Source organism: Amycolatopsis sp. NPDC047767, assembly GCF_040704195.1.
Taxonomy (GTDB): Bacteria; Actinomycetota; Actinomycetes; order Mycobacteriales; family Pseudonocardiaceae; genus Amycolatopsis.
Genome location: NZ_JBEYSJ010000021.1, coordinates 42,264 through 62,720, shown reverse-complemented (window position 1 = coordinate 62,720; position 20,457 = coordinate 42,264). Strand labels below are relative to the sequence as shown.

Below are 20,457 nucleotides of genomic sequence, written 5' to 3'. Positions count from 1 at the left end.
CTAGTGTCGTCGAGGTGGCAGAGGCAACGGCGGAACCGGCACTGGTGCAGGCGAAGGCACTGGTGAAGCGGTTCGGTGAGTTCGAAGCGGTGCGCGGCATCGACGTCGAGGTGCGGCCGGGGGAGGCGTTCGGCTTCCTCGGGCCCAACGGCGCCGGGAAGTCGTCGACGATGCGGATGATCGCGTGCGTGTCGCCACGCACCGACGGCGACCTGCGGGTGCTGGGCATGGACCCGGACGTCGACGGGCCGCGCATCCGCGCGCGCCTGGGTGTGGTGCCGCAGGAGGACAACCTCGACGTCGAGCTGTCGGTGCGGCAGAACCTGCAGATCTACGGGCGCTACTTCGGCCTGTCGCGGGCGCACGTGCGGGCGAAAGCCGAGGAACTGATGGAGTTCGCGCAGCTCAGCGACCGTGCGGAAGCCACCGTCGACTCGCTCTCGGGCGGCATGAAGCGGCGGCTCACCATCGCGCGCTCGCTGGTGAACGACCCGGAGCTGCTGCTGCTCGACGAACCGACCACGGGCCTCGACCCGCAGGCCCGCCACCTGCTGTGGGACCGCCTGTTCCGGCTGAAGGCGCGCGGCACCACGCTCATCGTCACCACGCACTACATGGATGAGGCAGAACAGCTCTGCGACCGGCTCGTCGTCATGGACGGCGGCCGGATCGCCGCCGAGGGCTCGCCGGCGGAGCTGATCGCGCGGTACTCCACGCGCGAGGTCGTGGAGCTGCGCTTCGCGCCGGGTGAACAGCAGACCGCGGCCTCGGCCGTCGAGGACCTGGCCGAGCGCGTCGAGGTCCTGCCCGACCGCGTGCTGCTGTACACGATGACGGGCGAGGCGACGCTGGAACGCGCGCACGAACGCGGCCTGCGCCCGGTCTCCAGCCTGGTGCGGCGCAGTTCCCTGGAAGACGTCTTCCTGCGCCTGACCGGCCGGACGTTGGTGGACTGATGACGATCTCCGCGACGGGCCGGGTCGTCGGCAGCTGGCGGGGCGCCTGGCTGCGCGTCGAGGGCCACTGGACGTGGTACCGACGGCACTGGGTCAGCACGCTGTACTCCACGGGCCTGCAACCGGTGCTGTTCCTGGCCGCCATGGGGCTGGGTTTCGGCTCGCAGGTGCAGGCCGGCCCGGCGACGGGCGGGGTGTCCTACCTCGTGTACGTCGCCCCGGCGCTGCTGGTGGCCGGCGCGGCGCAGCAGGGCGTGGGTGACTCGACGTACCCCGTCCTGTCGGGGTTCAAGTGGCAGAAGGACTACGTCGCCGTCACGGCCACGCCGGTCTCGGCCGGGCAGCTGCTGGGCGGGCACTTCATCTGGACCACGCTGAAACTCACGCTGGCGGGCGCGATCTACGCGGTGATCGCGGTGTTCTTCGGCGCCTGGCAGAACTTCGGCGCCGTCCTGGTGGTCCTCGTCGGCACGCTGACCGGGCTCGCCTGCGCGGCGCCGATGACGGCGCTGGCGGCGAAGACGTTCGACGAGGGGCAGCGCTTCGGGCTGCTGTTCCGCTTCGTGGTGATGCCGATGACGTTGTTCTCCGGCACGTTCTTCCCGATCAGCCAGATCCCGCTGTACCTGCGCTGGCTCGCGTGGCTGTCGCCGCTGTGGCACGGCACGCAGCTCGCGCGCGCCGGCACGCTCGGCGGCGTCGGCGGGCTCGCGGTGCTCGGGCACACGGCATACCTGGTGGCTCTCGTCGTGGTGGGCTGGGCACTGGCCCACCGCTGGTTCTACCGCCGGCTGGTGGCGTGATGACCGACGTGCGAGCCACCGAGTTCCAGCGCCGCGGTCTCCTCATCCGCGTCCTCCCGCCGGGCATGTACAGCGGGCGTGCCGGCGCGCTGATCGAGCGGGCGATCACCGTCTACGGGCGGTCGTGGACGATCCTGCTCTCCGGCGCGCTCGAGCCGTTGTTCTACCTGCTGGCGTTCCAGGTCGGGTTCGGCAAGCTGGTGCAGACGGTGCCGGGGCCGGACGGGCGGCCGATGAGCTACGTCGCGTTCGTGGCACCGGCGCTGCTGGCGTCGTCGGCGATGAACGGAGCCGTGTTCGAGAGCACCTACAACCTGTTCTTCAAGCTGCGCTACGCGAAAACCTACGACGCCATGCTCGCCACCCCCATCGGCCCGCTCGACGTCGCGCTGGGGGAGATCGGCTGGGCGATGCTGCGCGGCGGGCTGTACTCCGTGGCGTTCATGGCCGTCACGGGCGCCATGGGGCTGCTCACGTCGTGGTGGGCGCTGCTGCTCCTGCCGGTGGCGCTGCTGGTGTCGTTCACGTTCTCCGCCATCAGCATCACGCTCGTGAGCTACCTGAAGTCGACGTCGCAGTTCGACTACATCCAGCTCGTGCTGATGCCGATGTTCCTGTTCTCCACCACGTTCTTCCCGATCACGGTCTACCCCGAAGCCATCCAGTGGGTGGTGCGGGTTTTCCCCCTGTACCACGGCATCGAGCTCATGCGCGGCCTCGCGACCGGCTTCTTCTCGTGGAGCATGGCGGGGAACCTCGCCTACCTGCTGGTGCTCGCGGCGATCGGGGTCTGGGGGTCGACGCGGCGGATCGCGAAGCTCCTGCTGACCTGACGCTGGTGTCCAAAGTGCGACCTGTCGTATTTCGGCCACGGCGAAGATCGTGACGCCGCGCCCGGCCTGCCCCAGGCTGACCGGATGCACGGAAGACCTCTGAAGCTGGCCGCGCTCACCGCCGGCTTGTCCCTCGCCCTGGCCGTCCCCACTGTTTCCGCCTCGGCCGAGCCCGCCCACGCGCAGCCGTGGCAGCTCGTCGGCCCCAACAGCGCCGGCGGGCACCTCGCCTTCACGCCCGACGCCCCGGCGCGGCTGTACGTGCTGCCCGACAGCGGCCGCGCCGTCTACCGCACCGACGACCACGGCGACACCTGGACCACACCGGGTCCCTTGGGCGCCAACGGCACCGCGATCGCGGCCGACCCGCGCGACGGGTCCGTCGTCTACGTCACCGCCACCGACCCCGCCACGGGCACCGGCGAGGTGCTGCGCAGCGACGACGCGGCGCGTACGTTCCACGCCGCCGCCACGAGTCCTGGGCTGTTCACGTCCGTGGTGGTCTCGCCCTCGGGCGAGGACGTTTTCGCGGCGGGCGACGACGGCGTGCTCACCAGCACCGACCACGGCCGCCACTGGGCGAAGCTCCCGGGCGCGCCGGCAGGGGTCACCGACCTCGCCCTCGACGGCGACCACCTGTTCCTGGCCACCGGCAGCGAAATCCACGTCGTCGACAACGCGCTGAGCCACCCGCGCGCCCCGCGCGAGCTCGCGGTGCCCGGCACGCAGTACCTGTCGAACCTGGCCGCGGCCGACGGCATGGTGGTCGGCTCGGGCGTGCTCGGCAGCGCCGTGTTCTCCACCGACGGGGGCCGGACGTTCCGCACCCTGACCGGTCCGTGGGGCGCCGACGACGCGATGGCGTTCACGGGGCTGACCCCCGCCGGTGAGCTCGAGGTCCAGTCGATCGCCTCGCCGGGGCCCGACGGCAGCGCGGGCGCCCGCGACGTCTGGGTCAGCCGCGACCGCGGCCGCACGTGGACCGACCACCCGGCCGCGACCGGCGCGATCGACCTCTACTCCGAGGTCGGCGGCTTCCCGGACCGCCCGCGCGAGCAGGTCGTCGCCGCGGCCGCGGGGATCTTCACCACGGCCGACTCGGTGACGTTCCGGCGCATCGGCGTGCCCGACACCGAGGTCAACGCGCTCGCGAGCGTCGGCCCGGCGCTCGTCGCGGCCACGCGCAGTGGCACCTACCGCTCGACAGCGCCGTTCGCGGCGCACCTCCCGCGTGGCTACCAGGACTGGGGCTGGACCGGCCAGGCCCCGGACACCTTGGGCAACTCCGTCGGGGCGCTCGCGACGGTGTCGGCCAAGGCCGTGCTGCGCGTGCGGCAGGGCTACTGCGAGGTCGACTGCTTCACCGTCGAAAGCTCCGGTGACGGCGGCAAGACGTGGCAGCAGTTCGCGACCGTGCCGGGCAACTCCCGCGCGCTGGCCGTGGATCCGCACGACCCGAACACGGTGTACGCGGGCAGCTACCTCACACCCGCCGTCTACACGAGCCACGACGGCGGCCGCACGCTGACGCAGCACGTGCTCGCCGGCCTGGACGGCGTGCAGTCGGTCGCCGTCGACCCGCGCTCCCGCGGCGCCGTGTGGATCGGCGACGTCACCGGCCTCTACCGCAGCACCGACGGCGGCGCCACCGCGCGCAAGGTCTTCGACGGCGAGGTCGCCCACGTGACCGTCGACCCGCGCGACGCCCGCCACGTCGTGGTCACCGGCGCCGGCTTCGTCAAGGTCACCACCGACGGCGGGGCCACCTTCCGCCCCGCGGCCGGCCTCGGCACCGCCGGCTACTCCGACGCCACCTTCACCGGCGACGGCGCCCTGTACGTGTCCTCCGCCGACAAGTACGAACCCGGCGCCGGGGTGCTCGTCAGCCACGACGGCGGCCGCCGGTTCACCCCGCTGCCCACCCAGCCGGCCGACCGCGACGTGCGCACCCTCCTGCCGTCGGCCGACGGCCACTGGCTCCTCGCCGGCACGGGCGCGGGCGTCTACCGCCTGCCCCTGCGGTGATCCACGGGGCCGGGTGTCCGCAGTGGACACCCGGCCCGGGTCCTCAGTGGACGTTCAGTCGTCGAGCCAGCCGAGTTTCGCGACCTGCCACGCCAGCTGCATCCGGCTCTGCGCGTCGGCCCGCTGCATCAGGTCCTGCAACCTCCGCTGCACCGTCCGGTGGCTCACCCCGAGGTGCTTCGCTATCGACTTGTCGCTCACGCCGCCGACGAGGAGCGACAGCAGCCGGCGCTCGTCGGCCGACAACGGCGCGTCGGCGGGGATGCCGTCGACGCGCAGGGGAGACGCGCGTTCCCAGTAGCTCTCGAACAGCGCCACCAGCGCGGTCACCAGGCTGCTGCCCAGCACGAGCGCGGCGGTCGGTTCGCCCGTGGCCTCGTCGTCGGCGAGCGGGCACAGCGCGAGCGCCCGGTCGGCCACGGCGAGGCGCACGGGCAGCTTCGCGATGGTCCGGGCCCGTTCGCCCAGGCGGATGCCCTCGGCGAGGCCCGCGATCGCGCCTGGTTCTTCAAGCAGTGCGGTCTCGTAGAGCACCCGGAAGCGCACGCCGCGGGCCAGGGCGCGGAACTCCTCGTCGTTCTCGGCGGCCGGCATGGCGATGGGCGCCTCGCGGCAGAACCACAGCACCTCCTCGCGCGCGTCTCGCTGGAGGCTCAGCGCCTGCTGCCGGATCGCCTCCGCGCCGGTGACGACCTCGACCAGCCGCGACGAATCCCGCCGCCGCGCGCTGTCGCGGTACTGCTCGGCCAATTCCGTCAGGGCGGCGCGGGCGCGTTCGAGCTCCGACTGGCCGTGGCGCAGCAACGGCCCCAGCGAGACGTCGGGCGGCGCCGGCACGTAGTGCTCGCCGGTGCGGCTCACGAGGCGCTTGGCCACGAGCGAGCCGAGCACCCGCTCGACCTCGGCCACGGCGAGCCCCAGCCGCGTGCTCACCTCACCGGCGGCGGCGCGGTAGCCGCCCACGAGCACGCGCAACACCCGCTCCTCGTCGGCGGACAGGCCGAGCGCTTCGAGCACCGGACCTCCTCGGGCGTCGGCGAACTGCGATCGGTATCCAACCCGGACGAGGTGTCGAAACGATCACGGGCGGGGCCCTACCGCGCGGGGTTCGGCGGACCCGTCTCCGGCGGGGCCACGGCGGCGAGCGCGTCGACGAGGCCGTGGCCGTAGAAGCCGTTGTAGCTGTCGTAGCCGGCGCAGTAGGCGTCCTGGGCGCCGTCGCCGGTGAGGTCGTAGTCGTCGGGGCACGGCATGGGCGTGGCCCGCGTGTCCAGGGCGTGGCGCAGGTCCGCCGCCGACATGCCGGGGTGCGCCGACTTCAGCAGCGCCAGCACGCCCGCCACGTGGGGCGCGGCCATCGACGTGCCGCACAGCGGCGCGTAGCCCCCGGGCACGGTCGACACCACGCAGCGCCCGGCTTCGCCGCCCGGGGCAGTGACATCCACCACACCGAGGCCGTACGAGCTGTAGCCGGCCTTCACGCGGTCCGCGCCCACGGCCGACACCGCCACCACGTCACGCAGGCCGGCCGGCAGCGCTTCGCACTTCGTGGCCCCCGCCGTCCGCACGCCCGAGTGGGCCGACGGCGTCAGGTCCACGGCCTCGTTGGTCGCCGCCGCGACGTTCAGCGCCCCGGCCGAAGTGGCGTACTCCACCGCGCGCGCCAGCACCTCGTGGACGACGCCGCGGTCGTCGCCGCGCACGCACGACAGCGACCACGGGTTCACGAACCAGCTGCTGTTGGTCACGGGCAGGTGGTGCGCCGCCGACCACATCAGCCCGCACACCGCGGCCTCGGGATCGGCGTAGCCGCGGTCGTCGATCACCTTCACCGACGCGATCCGCACGCCGGGCGCGACGCCCGTCACGCCCTTGCCGTCGTCGGCCGCGGCGATGATGCCGGCCACGTGGGTGCCGTGCACCGAGGTCGTCGGCTGCCAGGCCGCCGGCCGCGGGTCGGCGACGCCGGTGAGGCAGCCGGCGGAGTCGGCGGGGTCCATCGCGGCGGCGAGATCGGGGTGGTCCGGGTCGACGCCGGAGTCGAGCACGCCGACCACCACGTCACGGCTGCCTTCGCTGACCTGGTGCGCGGTGGGCGCGCCCACCATCTTCATGTCCCACTGCTCACCCGACAGGTCGGCCGTCGACACCTGCGCCGGGTCGCTCAGGTGCAGCTCGGCCCGCGCGGGCTGCGGCGGCACGGCGTCGCCGCTCGCGCGCTGCGCCGCGAGCCGGGTGCCCTGCGCGCTGAACGCGCGGTCCAGCCCGATGTGCGACCCGAAGTCCGGATCGTCGGAAGTGACGACGCCGACCGCGATCTGCGGGTAGTACCCGGACGAGTGACCGCAGGCGGCTTCGACCTGCTCGCGTGCGGAGTCTTCGGAGGTGCCCCGGTCGAAGGCGACGACGTAGCGCAGGGTCCGCCCGGACGGGTGGCAGCTCGGCGCGTCCGCGCTCGCCGGCCCGGCGGCGAGGCACCCGCAGAGCACCGCGACGAGGCACACGGCCGCGCGCAGTGGCCGCGCCAGCAGGGACACCGGACCTCCTACCGAATGCAGGAAACGCCGGGCACCCGCGCGCACGCGTGCCCGAGCCGCACGGTAACCAGGCTCGCGCGGCGGGACAAGCGGAACCGCCGAGTTCGCCCCGCGACGGCACGCCCGGGTGGCTGCGCAAGGCACCGACTACACCGGGTGCACCCCCGGGTGTGGGATACTCACGTCGACCGCCTCGACGACGGGCATCCTGCCTGCGTCGGGAGTGGTCCGGAGGAGTGCCGGACCGGCACCACTCGCGTCGCCCCCGGGAGGCCGGGCAGCTCGACGTGGTGGGGCTGGCCCGCGAGGGGTCGGAGCCAGGCCGGCGCGCCGCCGAGGAGACCTGACCGTGCCCGGTTCGCCGAACCCGGTGGACCGCACGGTTTGCCACGCAAGGATTCCCGCCGCTGGTCACCACCACGGCGGGCACGGAACAGAAAGGGCCCCTGCGCGGCCGCGTCGTGACCGGTGAGAACCGGCAGACGCGCCCGGGGGCGGAGGAGACACATGTCGAACGCGGAAACACCCGCCGATCAGACCGGCGGGAATACCGCCGCACCCGTGACCAGTCAGTTGGGGGAGCTGCCGCCGCGCATTCGCGTGCACGCGCTGGCCAAGCTGCTGGGCTCCAGCAGCCGCGACCTGCTCGCCAAGCTGGCCGAGCTGGGCGAGAGCCCCCGCAGCGCTCAGTCGAGCGTGACGCGCGAGGTCGCGTTCAAGGTGGCCGAGGCGCTCGCCCCGGCCGAGAGCGCGCCCGAGGTCACCGCGGCCACCGAGAGCACCGCGACCCCTGAGGTCGCCAAGGCCGCCGAGGTCGCCGAGGTCGCCGAGGTCACTGAGCAGCCGGCTCAGCCCGAACCCGTCCTGGCCGAAAGCACCGAAAGCACCAAGACCGCCGAGGCCCCCGAGGTCGCGGAGCAGCCCGCCGAAGAGCAGGCCGCCCGCGAGCCGCGCCGCCGCGTCCGCCGGGCCGCCGTGCCCGCGGTCGTGGTGAGCGACCCGCCCGCGGAGGTCGAGGCCGAGGAGCCGGCCCAGGCCAAGCGCCCGGTGCACGTGCCGGTGTTCGCCGCGCCGTCGCCGGTCTTCCTGCCGCCGGAGCCCGAGCCCGCCGGCGAGCGGCCCGCCCGCAGCCGGCCCGAGCCGGTGTTCGGCGTCGGCCCGAAGCCGGTCACCGAAGAGGCCCCGGCCGAGGACGAGCAGGCCGAGGACACCACGGGCGAGGACACCGACGACCGCTCCGAGGACGACGAGGACGGTGCGGCCGGCCGTCGCCGGCGTCGTCGCGGCCGTCGTGGCCGCGGCCGGGGCAAGGGCGGCGACGAGGGCGGCGCCGAAGACGACGAAGCCACCGACGAGCCGGACCGCAAGCGCGGCTCGGCGAAGCAGGACGACAAGCAGGCCGACAAGCCGGAAAAGCAGGCCGACAAGGCCGACAAGGCCGAGCCCGAGCAGGGCGAGCAGACCGAGTCCGAGGACTCGTCCGGCGAAGCCGAGGCCGACGGCGACTCCGACGGTGAGGGCGGCAGCCGCCGCCGGCGCCGTCGCCGCCGTCGCAAGGGCGGGGACGACGACGGGTCCGACGCGACCACCGACGACCCGCCCAACACCGTCACCCACGTGCGCCAGGCCAAGGCGGAGCAGCCCGAGCGCCCGGCGCGCGACGAGGTGCGCAGCGTCCGCGGCTCCACGCGCCTGGAGGCCAAGCGCCAGCGCCGCCGCGACGGCCGCGAGGCCGGCCGCCGCCGTGCCCCGATCCTGTCGGAGGCCGAGTTCCTCGCCCGCCGCGAGTCGGTGGAGCGCACGATGGTCGTCGCCGAGAAGGGCGACTCCACGCAGATCGCCGTGCTCGAGGACGGCGTGCTCGTGGAGCACTTCGTCACCTCGGCCGGCACCGGCTCGATCGTGGGCAACGTCTACCTCGGCCGCGTGCAGAACGTGCTGCCGAGCATGGAGGCCGCGTTCATCGACATCGGCCGCGGCCGCAACGCCGTGCTCTACGCCGGCGAGGTCGACTGGGACGCCGCCGGCCTGGAGGGCAAGGCCCGCAAGATCGAGCAGGCCCTGTCCACCGGCGACAGCGTGCTCGTGCAGGTCACGAAGGACCCGGTCGGGCACAAGGGCGCCCGGCTGACCACGCAGATCTCGCTGCCCGGCCGCTTCCTGGTCTACGTGCCGGCCGGCGGGGCCACGGGCATCTCGCGCAAGCTGCCGGAGAACGAGCGGCGCCGCCTCAAGGACATCCTCAAGCGGATCGTCCCCGAGGACGCGGGCGTGATCATCCGCACCGCGTCGGAGGGCATCGCCGAGGAGGAGCTCGACCGCGACGTCCGGCGCCTCAAGGTGCAGTGGGACGTCATCAAGGAGAAGGCCGACGCGGGTGCCGCCAAGAAGGGCGGCGCGCCGACCATGCTCTACGAGGAGCCCGACCTGCTGGTGAAGGTCGTGCGCGACCTGTTCACCGAGGACTTCGCCAAGCTCGAGGTCCAGGGCGGCAAGTCCTTCGACACGATCCACTCGTACGTGGAGCACGTGGCCCCGGACCTGGCCGACCGCCTCAAGCGCTACACCGGCACCGGCGACGTGTTCGCCGACCACCGGATCGACGAGCAGATCACGAAGGCGCTCGACCGCAAGGTCTGGCTGCCCTCGGGTGGTTACCTCGTCATCGACCGCACCGAGGCGATGACGGTGATCGACGTCAACACCGGCAAGTTCACCGGCTCGGGCGGCAACCTCGAGGAGACGGTGACGCGCAACAACCTGGAGTCGGCGGAGGAGATCGTCCGCCAGCTGCGGCTGCGCGACATCGGCGGCATCATCGTGATCGACTTCATCGACATGGTGCTCGAGTCCAACCGCGAGCTGGTGCTGCGCCGCCTCACCGAGTGCCTGGGCCGCGACCGCACGCGGCACCAGGTCGCCGAGGTCACGTCGCTGGGTCTCGTGCAGATGACCCGCAAGAAGATCGGCACGGGCCTGCTCGAGGCGTTCTCCACGCCGTGTGAGCACTGCAAGGGCCGTGGGGTCATCGTGTCCACCGAGCCGCAGCGCACCGGCGGTGGCGGCAACGGCAACGGCAACAACGGCCACAACCACGGCAACGGCGGTGGCGGGGACACCAAGAGCTCCCGGCGCTCGCGCGGCCGCGGCAAGGGCGACGAGCAGCAGGCCGAGCACATCAAGGTCGTGGAGCCGGTCCCGGCGCCCACGCCCGAGCAGCGCGAGTCCGTGGTGTCGGCCGTGCAGGCGATGGTGAACGCGTCGAAGGCGGCGTCCCACAAGGGCGAGCACGAGCACGAGCCGCACGTCGAGGACGAGCCGAAGCCGCTGGCCGAGGCCGTGAAGACGGTGGAGACGGCGCAGGAGACGGCGGCTCCGGCCGTCGAGGAAGCGGCTCAGCCGGCTGAGACGGCTGAGAAGACCGAGGTTCCCGAGGTTGCCGAGACCGCTGAGGCGGCCGCGTCGACTGTGCCGGCTGTGCCGGATTCGGGGACTTCGGAGACCGAATCCGAGGTCGACGTGCCGGCTCCGGCCACGCGGCCCACCCGGCGCCGGTCGCGCCGGGCGGCGTCGCGCCCGGCGGGTCCGCCGGTGCACGCCTCGGAGCAGAGCTGAAAGACCACGTAGGGGACCCCGGTGTCCATCCACCGGGGAACCTCACGTAACCTGTAGTACGGCCTGCCACCAGAGCAGGCCGCTGCGCGAGCACTTGGACCGCCTCCGGGCGGGCCGTCCGCGCCAGCCCCCACCCGATTGCCTAGTAGTTACAGGGCCGAGTTAATGCAGGAGACTTCCGTGTCGGCGTACGCGATCGTCAAGACCGGCGGCAAGCAGTACAAGGTGGCCGTCGGCGACGTCGTCGAGGTCGAGAAGCTCGAGGGCGAGCCGGGCACCGAGCACACCTTCCCCGCCGTGCTGTTCGTGGACGGTGGCGAGGTCACCACGGACGCCGACGCGTTGGCGAAGGTCTCGGTCACCGGCAAGGTCGTGGAGCAGACCAAGGGTCCGAAGATCCGGATCCACAAGTTCAAGAACAAGACCGGCTACCACAAGCGCCAGGGTCACCGGCAGAAGCTGACCCGCGTCGAGGTCACCGGTATCTCCAAGTAGTTCTTCGGATCTTCGTAGTCTTTCAGAAAGAGGCTTGAGCGATGGCTCACAAGAAGGGTGCGTCCAGCTCCCGCAACGGTCGCGACTCCAACGCCCAGCGACTGGGCGTGAAGCGCTACGGCGGCCAGGAGGTGAACGCCGGCGAGATCCTGATCCGTCAGCGTGGCACCAAGTTCCACCCCGGCGTGAACGTCGGCCGTGGCGGCGACGACACGCTGTTCGCGCTCGCCGCCGGTGCGGTCGAGTTCGGCACCAAGCGTGGCCGCAAGACGGTCAACATCGTGCCTTCGGTCGCCGCTGAAGCCTGATCTTCAGGTTTTCTGCACCACGACTTTCCGACGAGGGGTGGAGCCGGAATATCCGGCACCACCCCTCGTTTGTGTTGTCCGACAGTTTTCTTCGCGAGTGAAGTGAGGCAGTGCCATGGCGTCCCGGTTCGTGGACCGCGCGGTGATCCACCTGACCGCCGGTGACGGGGGCAACGGCTGTGCCTCCGTGCACCGCGAAAAGTTCAAGCCCCTGGGCGGCCCGGACGGCGGCAACGGCGGCAACGGCGGCGACGTCACGCTCGTCGTCGACCCCAACGTGCACACCCTGCTCGACTTCCACTTCCGCCCCCACGCCAAAGCGGGCAGCGGCAAGATGGGCATGGGCAGCAACCGCAACGGCGCCGCCGGCGAACCGCTGGAGATGCGCGTGCCGTCCGGCACCGTCGTCTTCACGGAGGACGGCGAGCTCGTGGCCGACCTCGTGTCGCCCGGCACCACGTTCATTGCGGCCCAGGGCGGCCGCGGCGGCCTGGGTAACGCGGCGCTGGCGTCGAAGGCCCGCAAGGCCCCCGGCTTCGCGCTGCTGGGCGAGCCCGGCGAGTCGCGCAACCTGGTGCTGGAGCTGCGTTCGGTCGCCGACGTCGGCCTGCTCGGCTTCCCGAGCGCGGGCAAGTCGTCGCTGATCTCCGTGCTCTCGGCCGCGAAGCCGAAGATCGCCGACTACCCGTTCACCACGCTCGTGCCGAACCTCGGCGTGATCACCGCCGGCTCCACCGTGTTCACGATGGCCGACGTACCGGGCCTGATCCCGGGCGCGTCGGAGGGCAAGGGCCTGGGGCTCGATTTTCTGCGCCACATCGAGCGATGCGCCGTGCTGGTGCACGTGGTCGACTGCGCGACGCTGGAGCCGGGCCGCGACCCGGTGTCCGATGTGGACGCTCTGGAAGCGGAGCTCGCGAAGTACACCCCGGGCCTGGGCGGCAAGCTCGACGAGCGCCCCCGCGTGGTGGTGCTGAACAAGATCGACGTGCCGGAGGCGGCCGAGCTGGCGGAGTTCGTGCGGCCCGAGTTCGAGGCCCGCGGCCTGCAGGTGTTCGAGGTCTCGACGGCTTCGCGCAAGGGCCTGCGGGAGCTCACGTTCGCGCTGGCGAAGGTCGTGGAGGAGTACCGCGAGGCGCAGCCGGTGCTGGAGCAGCAGCGGATCGTGCTGCACCCGCTGGCCGTCGACGACAGCGGCTTCGCCGTCTCGGCCGACCCGGAGGAAGAGGGCGCGTTCATCGTCCGCGGTACGCGCCCCGAGCGCTGGATCCGGCAGACGAACTTCGCCAACGACGAGGCCGTCGGCTACCTCGCCGACCGGCTGAACCGGCTCGGTGTCGAAGACGCGCTCGCGAAGAAGGGTGCGAAGCCGGGCAGCCCGGTCACGATCGGCGACGTGCAGTTCGAGTGGGAGCCGTCGTCGCCCAGCGTCGCGGTGCACCTGTCCGGGCGCGGCACGGACGTGCGACTGGAGAAGAGCGACCGCATCGGTGCCGCGGAGCGCAAGGAAGCCCGCCGGATCCGTCGCGACGGGACCGGCGAGGACGAGCCGTTGCCCGGCGCGAACTCCGACGACGGCGGCTTCGCGGACGATTTCGACGACGATCTGGAGGAACTGGACCGGTGAGCGGCACGCGCGTCGAGATCGCCGAAGCCCGCAGGCTCGTCGTCAAAGTCGGTTCGTCGGCGCTGACGACCGCCGGCAGCGGCCTGGACGTCAAGCGGCTCGACGCGCTGGTCGACGCCATCGCGGCGCGCGTGGCCCGCGACTGCCAGATCGTGCTCGTGTCCTCGGGCGCGATCGGCGCGGGGCTGGCGCCGCTGTCGCTGGGCAAGCGCCCGCGTGACCTGGCCACGAAGCAGGCGGCGGCGAGCGTGGGCCAGCTCGCGCTGGCCCACGCGTACGCGGAGTCGTTCGGCCGGTACTCGCTCACCGTCGGCCAGGTCCTGCTGACGTCCGACGACGTGGTGCGCCGCGCGCACTACCGCAACGCGCAGCGCACGTTCTCCCGGCTGCTCGCGCTCGGCGCCGTGCCCGTGGTGAACGAGAACGACACCGTGGCCACACAGGAAATCCGCTTCGGCGACAACGACCGCCTCGCGGCCCTCGTCGCCCACCTCATCGGCGCCGACGCGCTGATCCTGCTGTCCGATGTGGACGGTCTCTACGACGGCGACCCCCGCGACGGCGCCACCCGCAAGATCGCCGAGGTGATCAGCGAGTCCGATGTGGAGGGCATCTCCGTCGGCATGTCGTCCTCGGGCCTGGGCACGGGCGGCATGGTCTCGAAGCTCGCGGCCGCCCGCACGGCCGCAGGCGCCGGCATCCCCGTGCTGCTCGCCGCCGCGGTCGACGCCGCGGGCGCCCTCGGCGCGGCCGACGTCGGCACAGTCTTCGCCCCGGCCGACACCCGCCTGTCCGCGCGCCGTTTCTGGCTCGGTTACGCCGCCGACTCGTCCGGCCGCCTCCGGCTCGACGACGGTGCCGTGGCCGCGATCCTGCGCCGCCGTTCGCTGCTGGCGGCCGGCATCACCGGCGTGATCGGCAAGTTCGAGGCGGGCGACGTCGTGGACCTCGTCGACGCCAAGGACGTCCCGGTCGCGCGTGGCGTGGTGGCGTTCGACGCGAGCGAGCTGCCGGACCTGATCGGCCGGTCGAGCCACGAGGTTCCCGTGGAGCACCGCCGTGAGGTCGTCCACGCGGACGATCTCGTGCCGCTGCGTCGTTGATTTCCGCGGCCCGGTGTCACCGCGTTTTCCGGCGGCACCGGGCCGCCTTCAGCCGTTCGTCTTCGCCAGTCCGTCGGGCGTGTCGCGATCTCCCGCCACCGCTGTGCGCGGCACGGCGGCTTCGAGCCGGGCGAGATCGGCTTCGCTGAGCGACACGTCCGCGGCGGCGGCGTTCTCGGCGAGGTACTTCCGGCGTTTGGTGCCCGGGATCGGCACGACGTCGTGGCGCATCACCCAGGCCAGCGCGACCTGGCCGGGCGCCACGCCCTTCTCCTCGGCGAGCTCGCGAACCCGGTCCACCAGCACGAGGTTGGCCGCGATGTTCTCCGGCGAGAACCGCGGGAGCCCGCGCCGCGCGTTGCCGGGGGCGAGGTCGTCGACGCTGCGGATCGTGCCGGACAGGAAGCCGCGGCCGAGCGGGGAGAAGGCGACGAAACCGATGCCCAGCTCGTCGACGACGGCCTTCACACCGTTGGTCAGGGCCTCCTGGCTGAACAGGGAGAACTCCGACTGCAGCGCGGTGATCGGGTGCACCGCGTGGGCGCGGCGGATCGTCGCCGGCGCCGCCTCGGACAGCCCGAGGTAGCGCACCTTGCCCTCCTGCACGAGCGCGGCCATGCCGCCGATGGTGTCCTCGATCGGTGTCGCCGGGTCGACCCGGTGCAGGTACAGCAGGTCGATGCGGTCGGTCCCGAGGTGGCGAAGGGACCGTTCGACGGCCTTGCGGGCGTACCGGGGGCTCCCGTTCGGGCCGTGGAAAGTGCCGTCGTCGTCGATCTCGGTGGCGAACTGGTCGCGAGCACGAGCTCGTCGCGCCGGTGCCCGAGGGCGCGGTGGATCAGCTTCTCGTTTTCGAACGGGCCGTACGCCTCCGCGGTGTCGATCAGCGTGATCCCGAGGTCGGCGGCGTGGCGGAGCGTGGCGATCGACTCCTCGTCGTCGCGCTCCCCGTAGAACGCGCTCATCCCCATCGCGCCGAACCCCTCGGCCGAGACTTCCAGACCGCCGAGTTTCCTCATCCGCATGGGCTTCGCTCCTGTTCGCTCACTGTCCTCAATGTACGGTCCGGTCACTGCGCGCGCAGCCGCTCGATGATCACGGCCAGCTCCCGCGGCAGGTCGCCGGGGCGCCGGGAGGTGACGATGTGGCCGTCGGTGACCACCGGCTCGTCGACGTAGGTCCCGCCGGCTTCGGCGATGTCGCTCTCGACGTGGTGGAAGCCCGTCATGGCGCGGCCGTCCGCCAGGCCTGCCTTGGCGAGGACCCGCGGGCCGTGGCACACCGAGCCGATCGGCTTGTCGCGCTCCGCGAAGGTGCGCACGAACTCCACGGCGGCGTCGTTCGCCACGAGTTCCTCGGGCGCGAGCCCGCCGGGTACGTACAGCGCGTCGTACACCTTCGGGTCGGCGTCGGCGAGGGGGAGCGTGTCCTGCAGGGTGGTGCCGCGGTAGCCGGTGAGCAGGCCGCCGGCCGGGGTGATCACGTCGACGTCGTAGCCCTCCTCGACGAAGCGGTAGTAGGGGTAGAAGAACTCGACGTCCTCGACCTGGTCGGCGGTCAGGATCGCGACCCGGCCTGTCTTTCGCTGCGCCATCGGAACGGGCTTGCGGTTGTCGACTCCGGGAACGGCCGTCTCACGCGTGGTCATGTCTGAACTCCAAAACGAACGAACTGGATGGTTCGGTATCGACTATAGCACCGAAAGAACCAGATGGTTCGGAACGCTCTATGCTGGCGGGATGCCACGCGACGCGACGGAGACCAAACGCCGGGTCCTGGAGGCCGCCTACCGCGAGTTCGCCGCGTACGGCCTGGCCGGCGCCCGGGTCGACCGCATCGCCGCGAACGCCGAGGCCAACAAACGCGCCATCTACGACTACTTCGGCTCCAAGGAGGAGCTGTTCGACACCGTCGTCGTCGAACGGCTCCTGAGGGGCATGGAAACCGTCCCCGAAACCTGGGGCGACCTGGCCCGCTTCGCCGGCGCGGTGTTCGACTACTACGCCTCCGACCCCGACCGCGCCCGCCTCACCCTCTGGCGGCAGCTGGAACGCCCGGAACCCACCACCCGCGAACTGGAGTCCTTCGGCGCCAAACTCGCCGAGATGCGCGCCGCCCGCCCCACCGACGAGGCCATCGACACCGCCGACCTCTACGCCCTCATCTGGGCCCTCCACCACACGGCGATCCTGTACCCCAGCGCCCTGCGCCCGGGCTCCACCACGGACCACGCGCGGCTGCGCTCCGCCGTCGTGGCCGCGGTGGGCCGCCTGAGCCTGCCCTGGCGCGACCCCCTGGCCTGACGGCACTGCTTCGGGCGGCCGACGTCGGGGCAGGGCCTCGCCGGTCTCCGGCGCTCGGTCGGCGGCCGCACGCCGCGGTGGGCGGGCTGAGTTTTGGCGCGGGCCGCCGGGCTGGCGGCGCTGCTCCGGCTGGTCGACGTTCGGCGAGGTTCGCCACGCAAGTGGCCTTCTCGTTTGCGTGGCTGGAGGCCGATGGTGCCGAGCCTGGGTGGCTGTCATGGCCGTGGTGGGCCGCTGAGGGTTGGCGCGAGATACGAGCCGACGGCGCCAGTCGGGTCGCATCGGCGGGCGTTCGCGCGAGGGTCTTTCCAAATGGCCGGGCTTCCCCGTTGGCTGCCGACGATCTCCGGTGCGAGTAGGCGTGGCACGGGCCGCCGCGGGGCAGCTTGGCTGAGCGTGCCATGGCGGGGGAGTCAGAACTGACGGCGTCAGTCGATGCGGTCAGCGGGTGTGGGCGGCGCGCCGGGCTGGGCGGGCCCGTTGCGTTGCGGGGTCTCCGGCGCTGCGCAGGTGTGGCTCCGGCCCGCTGCTGGCCGGGCGAGCATGCCGCGGGAGCCCGCCCATCGGCGAACTGGGCGCGCCGCTCTCGGAGGTCGAGTGCGGCGACTGTCCGGCGGCCGAAACCCGTGTCACAGTGGGACTTGAGCCGGGATCACGGCCCAAGTCCCGCAGGGGCGTCAGAGCGTGATCAAGCGCGCGCCGCCGTCGGTTTCCAGGACGGTGCCGGTCGTGGTCGGGTTGGTGGCGGCGAAGACCACGGCGTCGGCGACGTCGTCGGCGGACGCGACCTGCCGGGTGGGCAGGGCGGAGGCGACCTGCGCGAAGTAGGCCGCGCGTTGTTCGGCCGGGAAGGCGCTCCACCAAGCCGTGTCGACCACGCCGGGTGAAACGGCGTTGACGCGGATCGGTGCCAGTTCGGCGGCCAGGGGTTTGATCGCGGCCTCCAGGGCGCCGTTGATCGCCGCCAGGCCGGTCGTGCCCGGCATGCCGGTGCGGGCGCTGATGGCGGTGACCAGGGTGATCGACCCCGTCGGCGCGAGTCTCGGCAGTACGGCCTGGATAGTGGTGAGGTGCGCCCAGAACTTCGCGTCGAAGGCGCGCCGCAGCATGCCCAGGTCGAGGTCCGCGATCGGGCCCATTCCTTCGCTGCCGCTGAGGCTGACGACGAGGGCGTCGATCTGCCCGATCGTCTCGGCGAGCGTGGCCATGGCGGCCGCGTCGCCGCCGTCGGCCTGGTGGCCGGTGAGGCCGGGGTCGCCGGCCGCCAGGTCGTCGAGCCGCTCTTTGCCGCGGCCGGTGACGTGGACGTCGAACCCGCGTGCGTGCAGCTTGCGCGCGGTCGCGAGCCCGATGCCCGAAGTGCCCCCAGCGACGAGGGCCTTGTGGATGCTCATGTGGTCTCCTATTTCGAACCGTGACGTCTCGTCTCGAATTACGCTACCATCGGTTCCCGTGACCGACCAGCCCCTCGGCAGCCGCCCCGGCCGCAAGCGCAGCGCCGCCAGCCGCGACGCGATCCTCGTTGCGACCTTGGAACTCATCGCGGAAGTCGGGTACGCCGGCCTGACCATCGAAGGCATCGCGGCGCGCTCCGGCTCGGGCAAGCAGACCGTCTACCGGTGGTGGCCGTCCAAAGCGGACGTGCTCATGGAGGCGCTCGCGACCAAGGCCGACCTGATCGTGCCGGTGCCCGACCACGGTGACCTCGCGGCGGATCTGAGCGAGTTCCTGCGTGACACGTTCGCGCTCGGCGGCAAGCAGACCGTCGCCGACACGCTGCGCGCGCTGATGGCGCAGGCGCAGGTGGACCCCGCGTTCGGCGACCGCTTCCGCGAAGACTTCCTGCTGCGCCGCCGCGAGGTGCTGGGCCGGATCGTCGACCGCGCGGCCGCGCGGGGCGAGCTCCCCGCCGGTGTCTCCCGCGAAACCTTGATCGACGTCGTGTTCGGCACCCTCTGGTACCGCCTGCTCGCCACCCGCACCCCGGTGGGCCCGGAGCTGGCCGACGAGCTGGTGGCGCTGATCGTCAGGGCTTGAGCGCCCGCACGATCCGGGCCAGCTGCTCCGCGTAGCCCTCGGCGAACTCCGCCGAGCCCGGGTCCTGGCCGGTGAGCGCGCGGGCCACGCGCGGGAATGCCAGCGACGCGCTGGCCGCGGCCATCAGCACGAGCATGAGCGCCGCCGGATCGACTTCGTCCGGGAAGTCGCCGGCCTCCTGACGTGCGCGGACGTAGCCGAGCTGGCGCTGCAGGAACTCGCGCTGGGCTTCGACGTCGACCGCGTCCGGCTCGCCGTCGGTGAGGTTCTCCCAGAGGAACAGGCGGCCGAGGTCGGCGTCGGCGAGACCCGAGCGCACGAACTCGGCGGCGACGTCCGCGAGCTCGCGATCCGGCGCGGTGATCGTGGTGAAGCCGTCGAACACCGGGCGGTTCAGCTCGGTGTAGAGGCCTTCCTTGCCGCCGAAGTAGTACGAGATCAGCTGCTTGTTCACGCCCGCCCGCGCGGCGATCTCGCCCACGCGCGCCGCGGCGTAGCCCTTGCTGCCGAACTCCGCTTTGGCCGCCTCGAGGATGCGCGCCTTCGTGCGCTCGGGGTCGCGCTGACGTTCACGCGGCGCACGGCGGGGGCTGTTCTCGGGCACGGGATCAGCCTAGTCGATGACTCAATCATCCTCACAGTTGACTTAATCAACCGTACGGATAATTATGGAGTGATCCGAGAGGGGAAGACCATGAACTTGCGAGTTGCCGTCGTCGGCGGCGGGACGGGTGGCCTGTGCCTGGCCCACGGCCTGGTGCGGGCCGGTGTCGAGGTGGCCGTGTACGAACGCAGCCGCACGCGGACCGAGTGGCTGCAGGGTTACCGCGTGCACATCGATCCGCACGGGGCGGCCGCGTTGCACGAGTGCCTGCCGCCCGCCGCGTGGCAGAGATTCCTTGCGGCGACGGGGGAAAGCGCCCACGAGTTCGCCTTCGTCACGGAGCAGCTGCGCGAGCTCGCGGTGATGCGCGAACCCGCCGCCGCGGATCCGGCCGCCGCGCACCACTCCGTGAGCCGGATCTCGCTGCACCAGGTGCTGTCGACCGGACTCGACGGAATCCTGTGGCACGACAAGGAGTTCGTACGGTACGAGACCGGGCCTAAGGCCGTGACGCTGCACTTCGCAGACGGCACGACGGCCGAGGCCGACCTGGTGATCGGCGCGGACGGCGCGAGCTCGCGCGTCCGCGCTCAGCTCCTGCCGCACGCGCGACGCGTGGACACCGGCATCGTCACGATCGTCGGCAAGACCCCGGTTTCCGAGGCGGCAGAACGGTTCAAGGCCGGACCGGTCTACGTCGTGGGGCCGCCCGGGTGCGGCATGTTCACGGCGCCGCACCTGTTCCCCGAGGCCGCGGTCAACGACGAGACGGCCGAGGTGGACCCCGTGCTGTTCGACAACACCGGCAGCTACGTGATGTGGGCGTACGGCTCCCGCCGTCTGTCCACATCGGACGAAAGCTTGCGCGACACGGCGCTGTCGGCGATCCGGGGCTGGCATCCCGACCTGGTCCGCCTGGTCGAGAACTCACCCGACGCGTCGGTGAGCCGGCTGCCGATCCTCACGTCGCTGCCGGTCAAGCCGTGGGAGCCGGGCCCGGTGACGTTGCTCGGCGACGCGGTGCACAGCATGACGCCGTTCCGCGGCATCGGGGCCAACACGGCGTTGCGTGACGCGCAGTTGTTGTGCCGCAAGCTTTCCGCGGGCGATGACGTGCGCGTGGCCGTGGGGGAGTACGAGCGCGAGATGCGGAAGTACGGGTTCAAGGCGGTGCGCACGTCGGCCCGCAGTGCCGAGCAGTTCGTGTCGGA

16 protein-coding genes and 2 pseudogenes are annotated in these 20,457 nt (G+C 72.1%); 12 read left to right on the top strand and 6 right to left on the bottom strand.

The features are described from left to right. Positions 1–14: 14 nt before the first annotated feature. From AB0878_RS31695 to AB0878_RS31680, 4 genes are all read left to right on the top strand, one after another. Positions 15–956, top strand: a complete 942-nt coding sequence (locus AB0878_RS31695; RefSeq protein WP_366583884.1) for an ABC transporter ATP-binding protein — start codon at positions 15–17, stop codon at positions 954–956. Next, positions 956–1,759: an ABC transporter permease gene (locus AB0878_RS31690; RefSeq protein WP_366583883.1), complete on the top strand. Its 804-nt coding sequence runs from the start codon at positions 956–958 to the stop codon at positions 1,757–1,759. Before AB0878_RS31695 ends, AB0878_RS31690 begins: the two co-directional genes overlap by 1 nt. Continuing rightward, positions 1,759–2,592 (top strand): ABC transporter permease, encoded by an 834-nt coding sequence (locus AB0878_RS31685; RefSeq protein ID WP_366583882.1) that lies wholly within the window; start codon positions 1,759–1,761, stop codon positions 2,590–2,592. The genes AB0878_RS31690 and AB0878_RS31685 overlap by 1 nt, the downstream gene beginning before the upstream one ends. An 84-nt stretch (positions 2,593–2,676) precedes the next feature. Continuing rightward, the gene (locus tag AB0878_RS31680; RefSeq protein ID WP_366583881.1) at positions 2,677–4,617 is read left to right on the top strand and encodes a hypothetical protein; all 1,941 of its coding nucleotides are present in this window, start codon (positions 2,677–2,679) and stop codon (positions 4,615–4,617) included. Between the two features lie 54 nt (positions 4,618–4,671). On the opposite strand, the gene AB0878_RS31675 is transcribed toward AB0878_RS31680, so the two are convergent. Then, a complete protein-coding gene (locus AB0878_RS31675; protein ID WP_366583880.1) occupies positions 4,672–5,634 on the bottom strand; it encodes a LuxR C-terminal-related transcriptional regulator in 963 nt (320 codons plus the stop codon). A gap of 77 nt (positions 5,635–5,711) precedes the next feature. Beyond that, on the bottom strand, positions 5,712–7,154 hold the full coding sequence (locus AB0878_RS31670) for a S8 family serine peptidase (protein WP_366583879.1): 1,443 nt from the start codon (positions 7,152–7,154) through the stop codon (positions 5,712–5,714). A gap of 507 nt (positions 7,155–7,661) precedes the next feature. Here AB0878_RS31670 and AB0878_RS31665 point away from each other — a divergent pair. The 5 genes from AB0878_RS31665 to proB all read left to right on the top strand — a co-directional run bounded on the left by AB0878_RS31665 (position 7,662) and on the right by proB (position 14,302). Beyond that, positions 7,662–10,769, top strand: a complete 3,108-nt coding sequence (locus tag AB0878_RS31665; RefSeq protein WP_366583878.1) for a translation initiation factor IF-2 N-terminal domain-containing protein — start codon at positions 7,662–7,664, stop codon at positions 10,767–10,769. Positions 10,770–10,949: 180 nt separating this feature from the next. Next, positions 10,950–11,264, top strand: a complete 315-nt coding sequence (gene rplU / locus AB0878_RS31660; RefSeq protein ID WP_009081084.1) for a 50S ribosomal protein L21 — start codon at positions 10,950–10,952, stop codon at positions 11,262–11,264. 41 nt (positions 11,265–11,305) lie between these two features. Next, positions 11,306–11,572, top strand: coding sequence for a 50S ribosomal protein L27 (gene rpmA / locus AB0878_RS31655; RefSeq protein ID WP_220242880.1), 267 nt, complete (start codon positions 11,306–11,308; stop codon positions 11,570–11,572). A 115-nt stretch (positions 11,573–11,687) separates the two neighbouring features. Then, positions 11,688–13,199 carry a GTPase ObgE gene (gene obgE, locus AB0878_RS31650; RefSeq protein ID WP_366583877.1) on the top strand — a complete coding sequence of 504 codons (1,512 nt, stop codon included), beginning with the start codon at positions 11,688–11,690 and terminating at the stop codon, positions 13,197–13,199. Further along, entirely contained in the window at positions 13,196–14,302 is a 1,107-nt protein-coding gene (gene proB, locus AB0878_RS31645) for a glutamate 5-kinase (protein ID WP_366583876.1), read from the top strand. The genes obgE and proB overlap by 4 nt, the downstream gene beginning before the upstream one ends. A gap of 48 nt (positions 14,303–14,350) precedes the next feature. On the opposite strand, the pseudogene AB0878_RS31640 reads toward proB, so the two are convergent. Both AB0878_RS31640 and AB0878_RS31635 read right to left on the bottom strand, forming a co-directional pair. After that, positions 14,351–15,327 (bottom strand): annotated as a pseudogene (locus AB0878_RS31640) (aldo/keto reductase). Positions 15,328–15,371: 44 nt separating this feature from the next. Continuing rightward, positions 15,372–15,950, bottom strand: coding sequence for a type 1 glutamine amidotransferase domain-containing protein (locus AB0878_RS31635; protein ID WP_366583875.1), 579 nt, complete (start codon positions 15,948–15,950; stop codon positions 15,372–15,374). 91 nt (positions 15,951–16,041) lie between these two features. On the opposite strand from AB0878_RS31635, the gene AB0878_RS31630 reads away from it, so the two are divergent. Beyond that, a complete protein-coding gene (locus AB0878_RS31630) occupies positions 16,042–16,605 on the top strand; it encodes a TetR family transcriptional regulator (protein ID WP_366583874.1) in 564 nt (187 codons plus the stop codon). Positions 16,606–17,282: 677 nt separating this feature from the next. On the opposite strand, the gene AB0878_RS31625 is transcribed toward AB0878_RS31630, so the two are convergent. Next, positions 17,283–17,999, bottom strand: coding sequence for an SDR family oxidoreductase (locus tag AB0878_RS31625; RefSeq protein WP_366583873.1), 717 nt, complete (start codon positions 17,997–17,999; stop codon positions 17,283–17,285). A 58-nt stretch (positions 18,000–18,057) separates the two neighbouring features. On the opposite strand from AB0878_RS31625, the gene AB0878_RS31620 reads away from it, so the two are divergent. Beyond that, positions 18,058–18,642, top strand: a complete 585-nt coding sequence (locus tag AB0878_RS31620) for a TetR/AcrR family transcriptional regulator (protein WP_366583872.1) — start codon at positions 18,058–18,060, stop codon at positions 18,640–18,642. Here AB0878_RS31620 and AB0878_RS31615 read toward each other — a convergent pair. Beyond that, on the bottom strand, positions 18,632–19,246 hold the full coding sequence (locus tag AB0878_RS31615) for a TetR family transcriptional regulator (RefSeq protein ID WP_366583871.1): 615 nt from the start codon (positions 19,244–19,246) through the stop codon (positions 18,632–18,634). The genes AB0878_RS31620 and AB0878_RS31615 overlap by 11 nt on opposite strands. Positions 19,247–19,336: 90 nt before the next feature. On the opposite strand from AB0878_RS31615, the pseudogene AB0878_RS31610 reads away from it, so the two are divergent. Further along, positions 19,337–20,338: pseudogene (locus tag AB0878_RS31610) on the top strand (FAD-dependent monooxygenase); the annotation flags it as partial. Between the last annotated feature and the right edge of the window lie 119 nt (positions 20,339–20,457).

Coding starts and splice junctions, on each gene's coding strand:
- AB0878_RS31635 (WP_366583875.1), bottom strand. CDS start 15,950: ATGACCACGCGTGAGACGGCCGTTCCCGGAGTCGACAACCGCAAGCCC.
- AB0878_RS31685 (WP_366583882.1), top strand. CDS start 1,759: ATGACCGACGTGCGAGCCACCGAGTTCCAGCGCCGCGGTCTCCTCATC.
- rpmA (WP_220242880.1), top strand. CDS start 11,306: ATGGCTCACAAGAAGGGTGCGTCCAGCTCCCGCAACGGTCGCGACTCC.
- AB0878_RS31625 (WP_366583873.1), bottom strand. CDS start 17,999: ATGAGCATCCACAAGGCCCTCGTCGCTGGGGGCACTTCGGGCATCGGG.
- AB0878_RS31680 (WP_366583881.1), top strand. CDS start 2,677: ATGCACGGAAGACCTCTGAAGCTGGCCGCGCTCACCGCCGGCTTGTCC.
- obgE (WP_366583877.1), top strand. CDS start 11,688: ATGGCGTCCCGGTTCGTGGACCGCGCGGTGATCCACCTGACCGCCGGT.
- AB0878_RS31665 (WP_366583878.1), top strand. CDS start 7,662: ATGTCGAACGCGGAAACACCCGCCGATCAGACCGGCGGGAATACCGCC.
- AB0878_RS31630 (WP_366583874.1), top strand. CDS start 16,042: ATGCCACGCGACGCGACGGAGACCAAACGCCGGGTCCTGGAGGCCGCC.
- AB0878_RS31690 (WP_366583883.1), top strand. CDS start 956: ATGACGATCTCCGCGACGGGCCGGGTCGTCGGCAGCTGGCGGGGCGCC.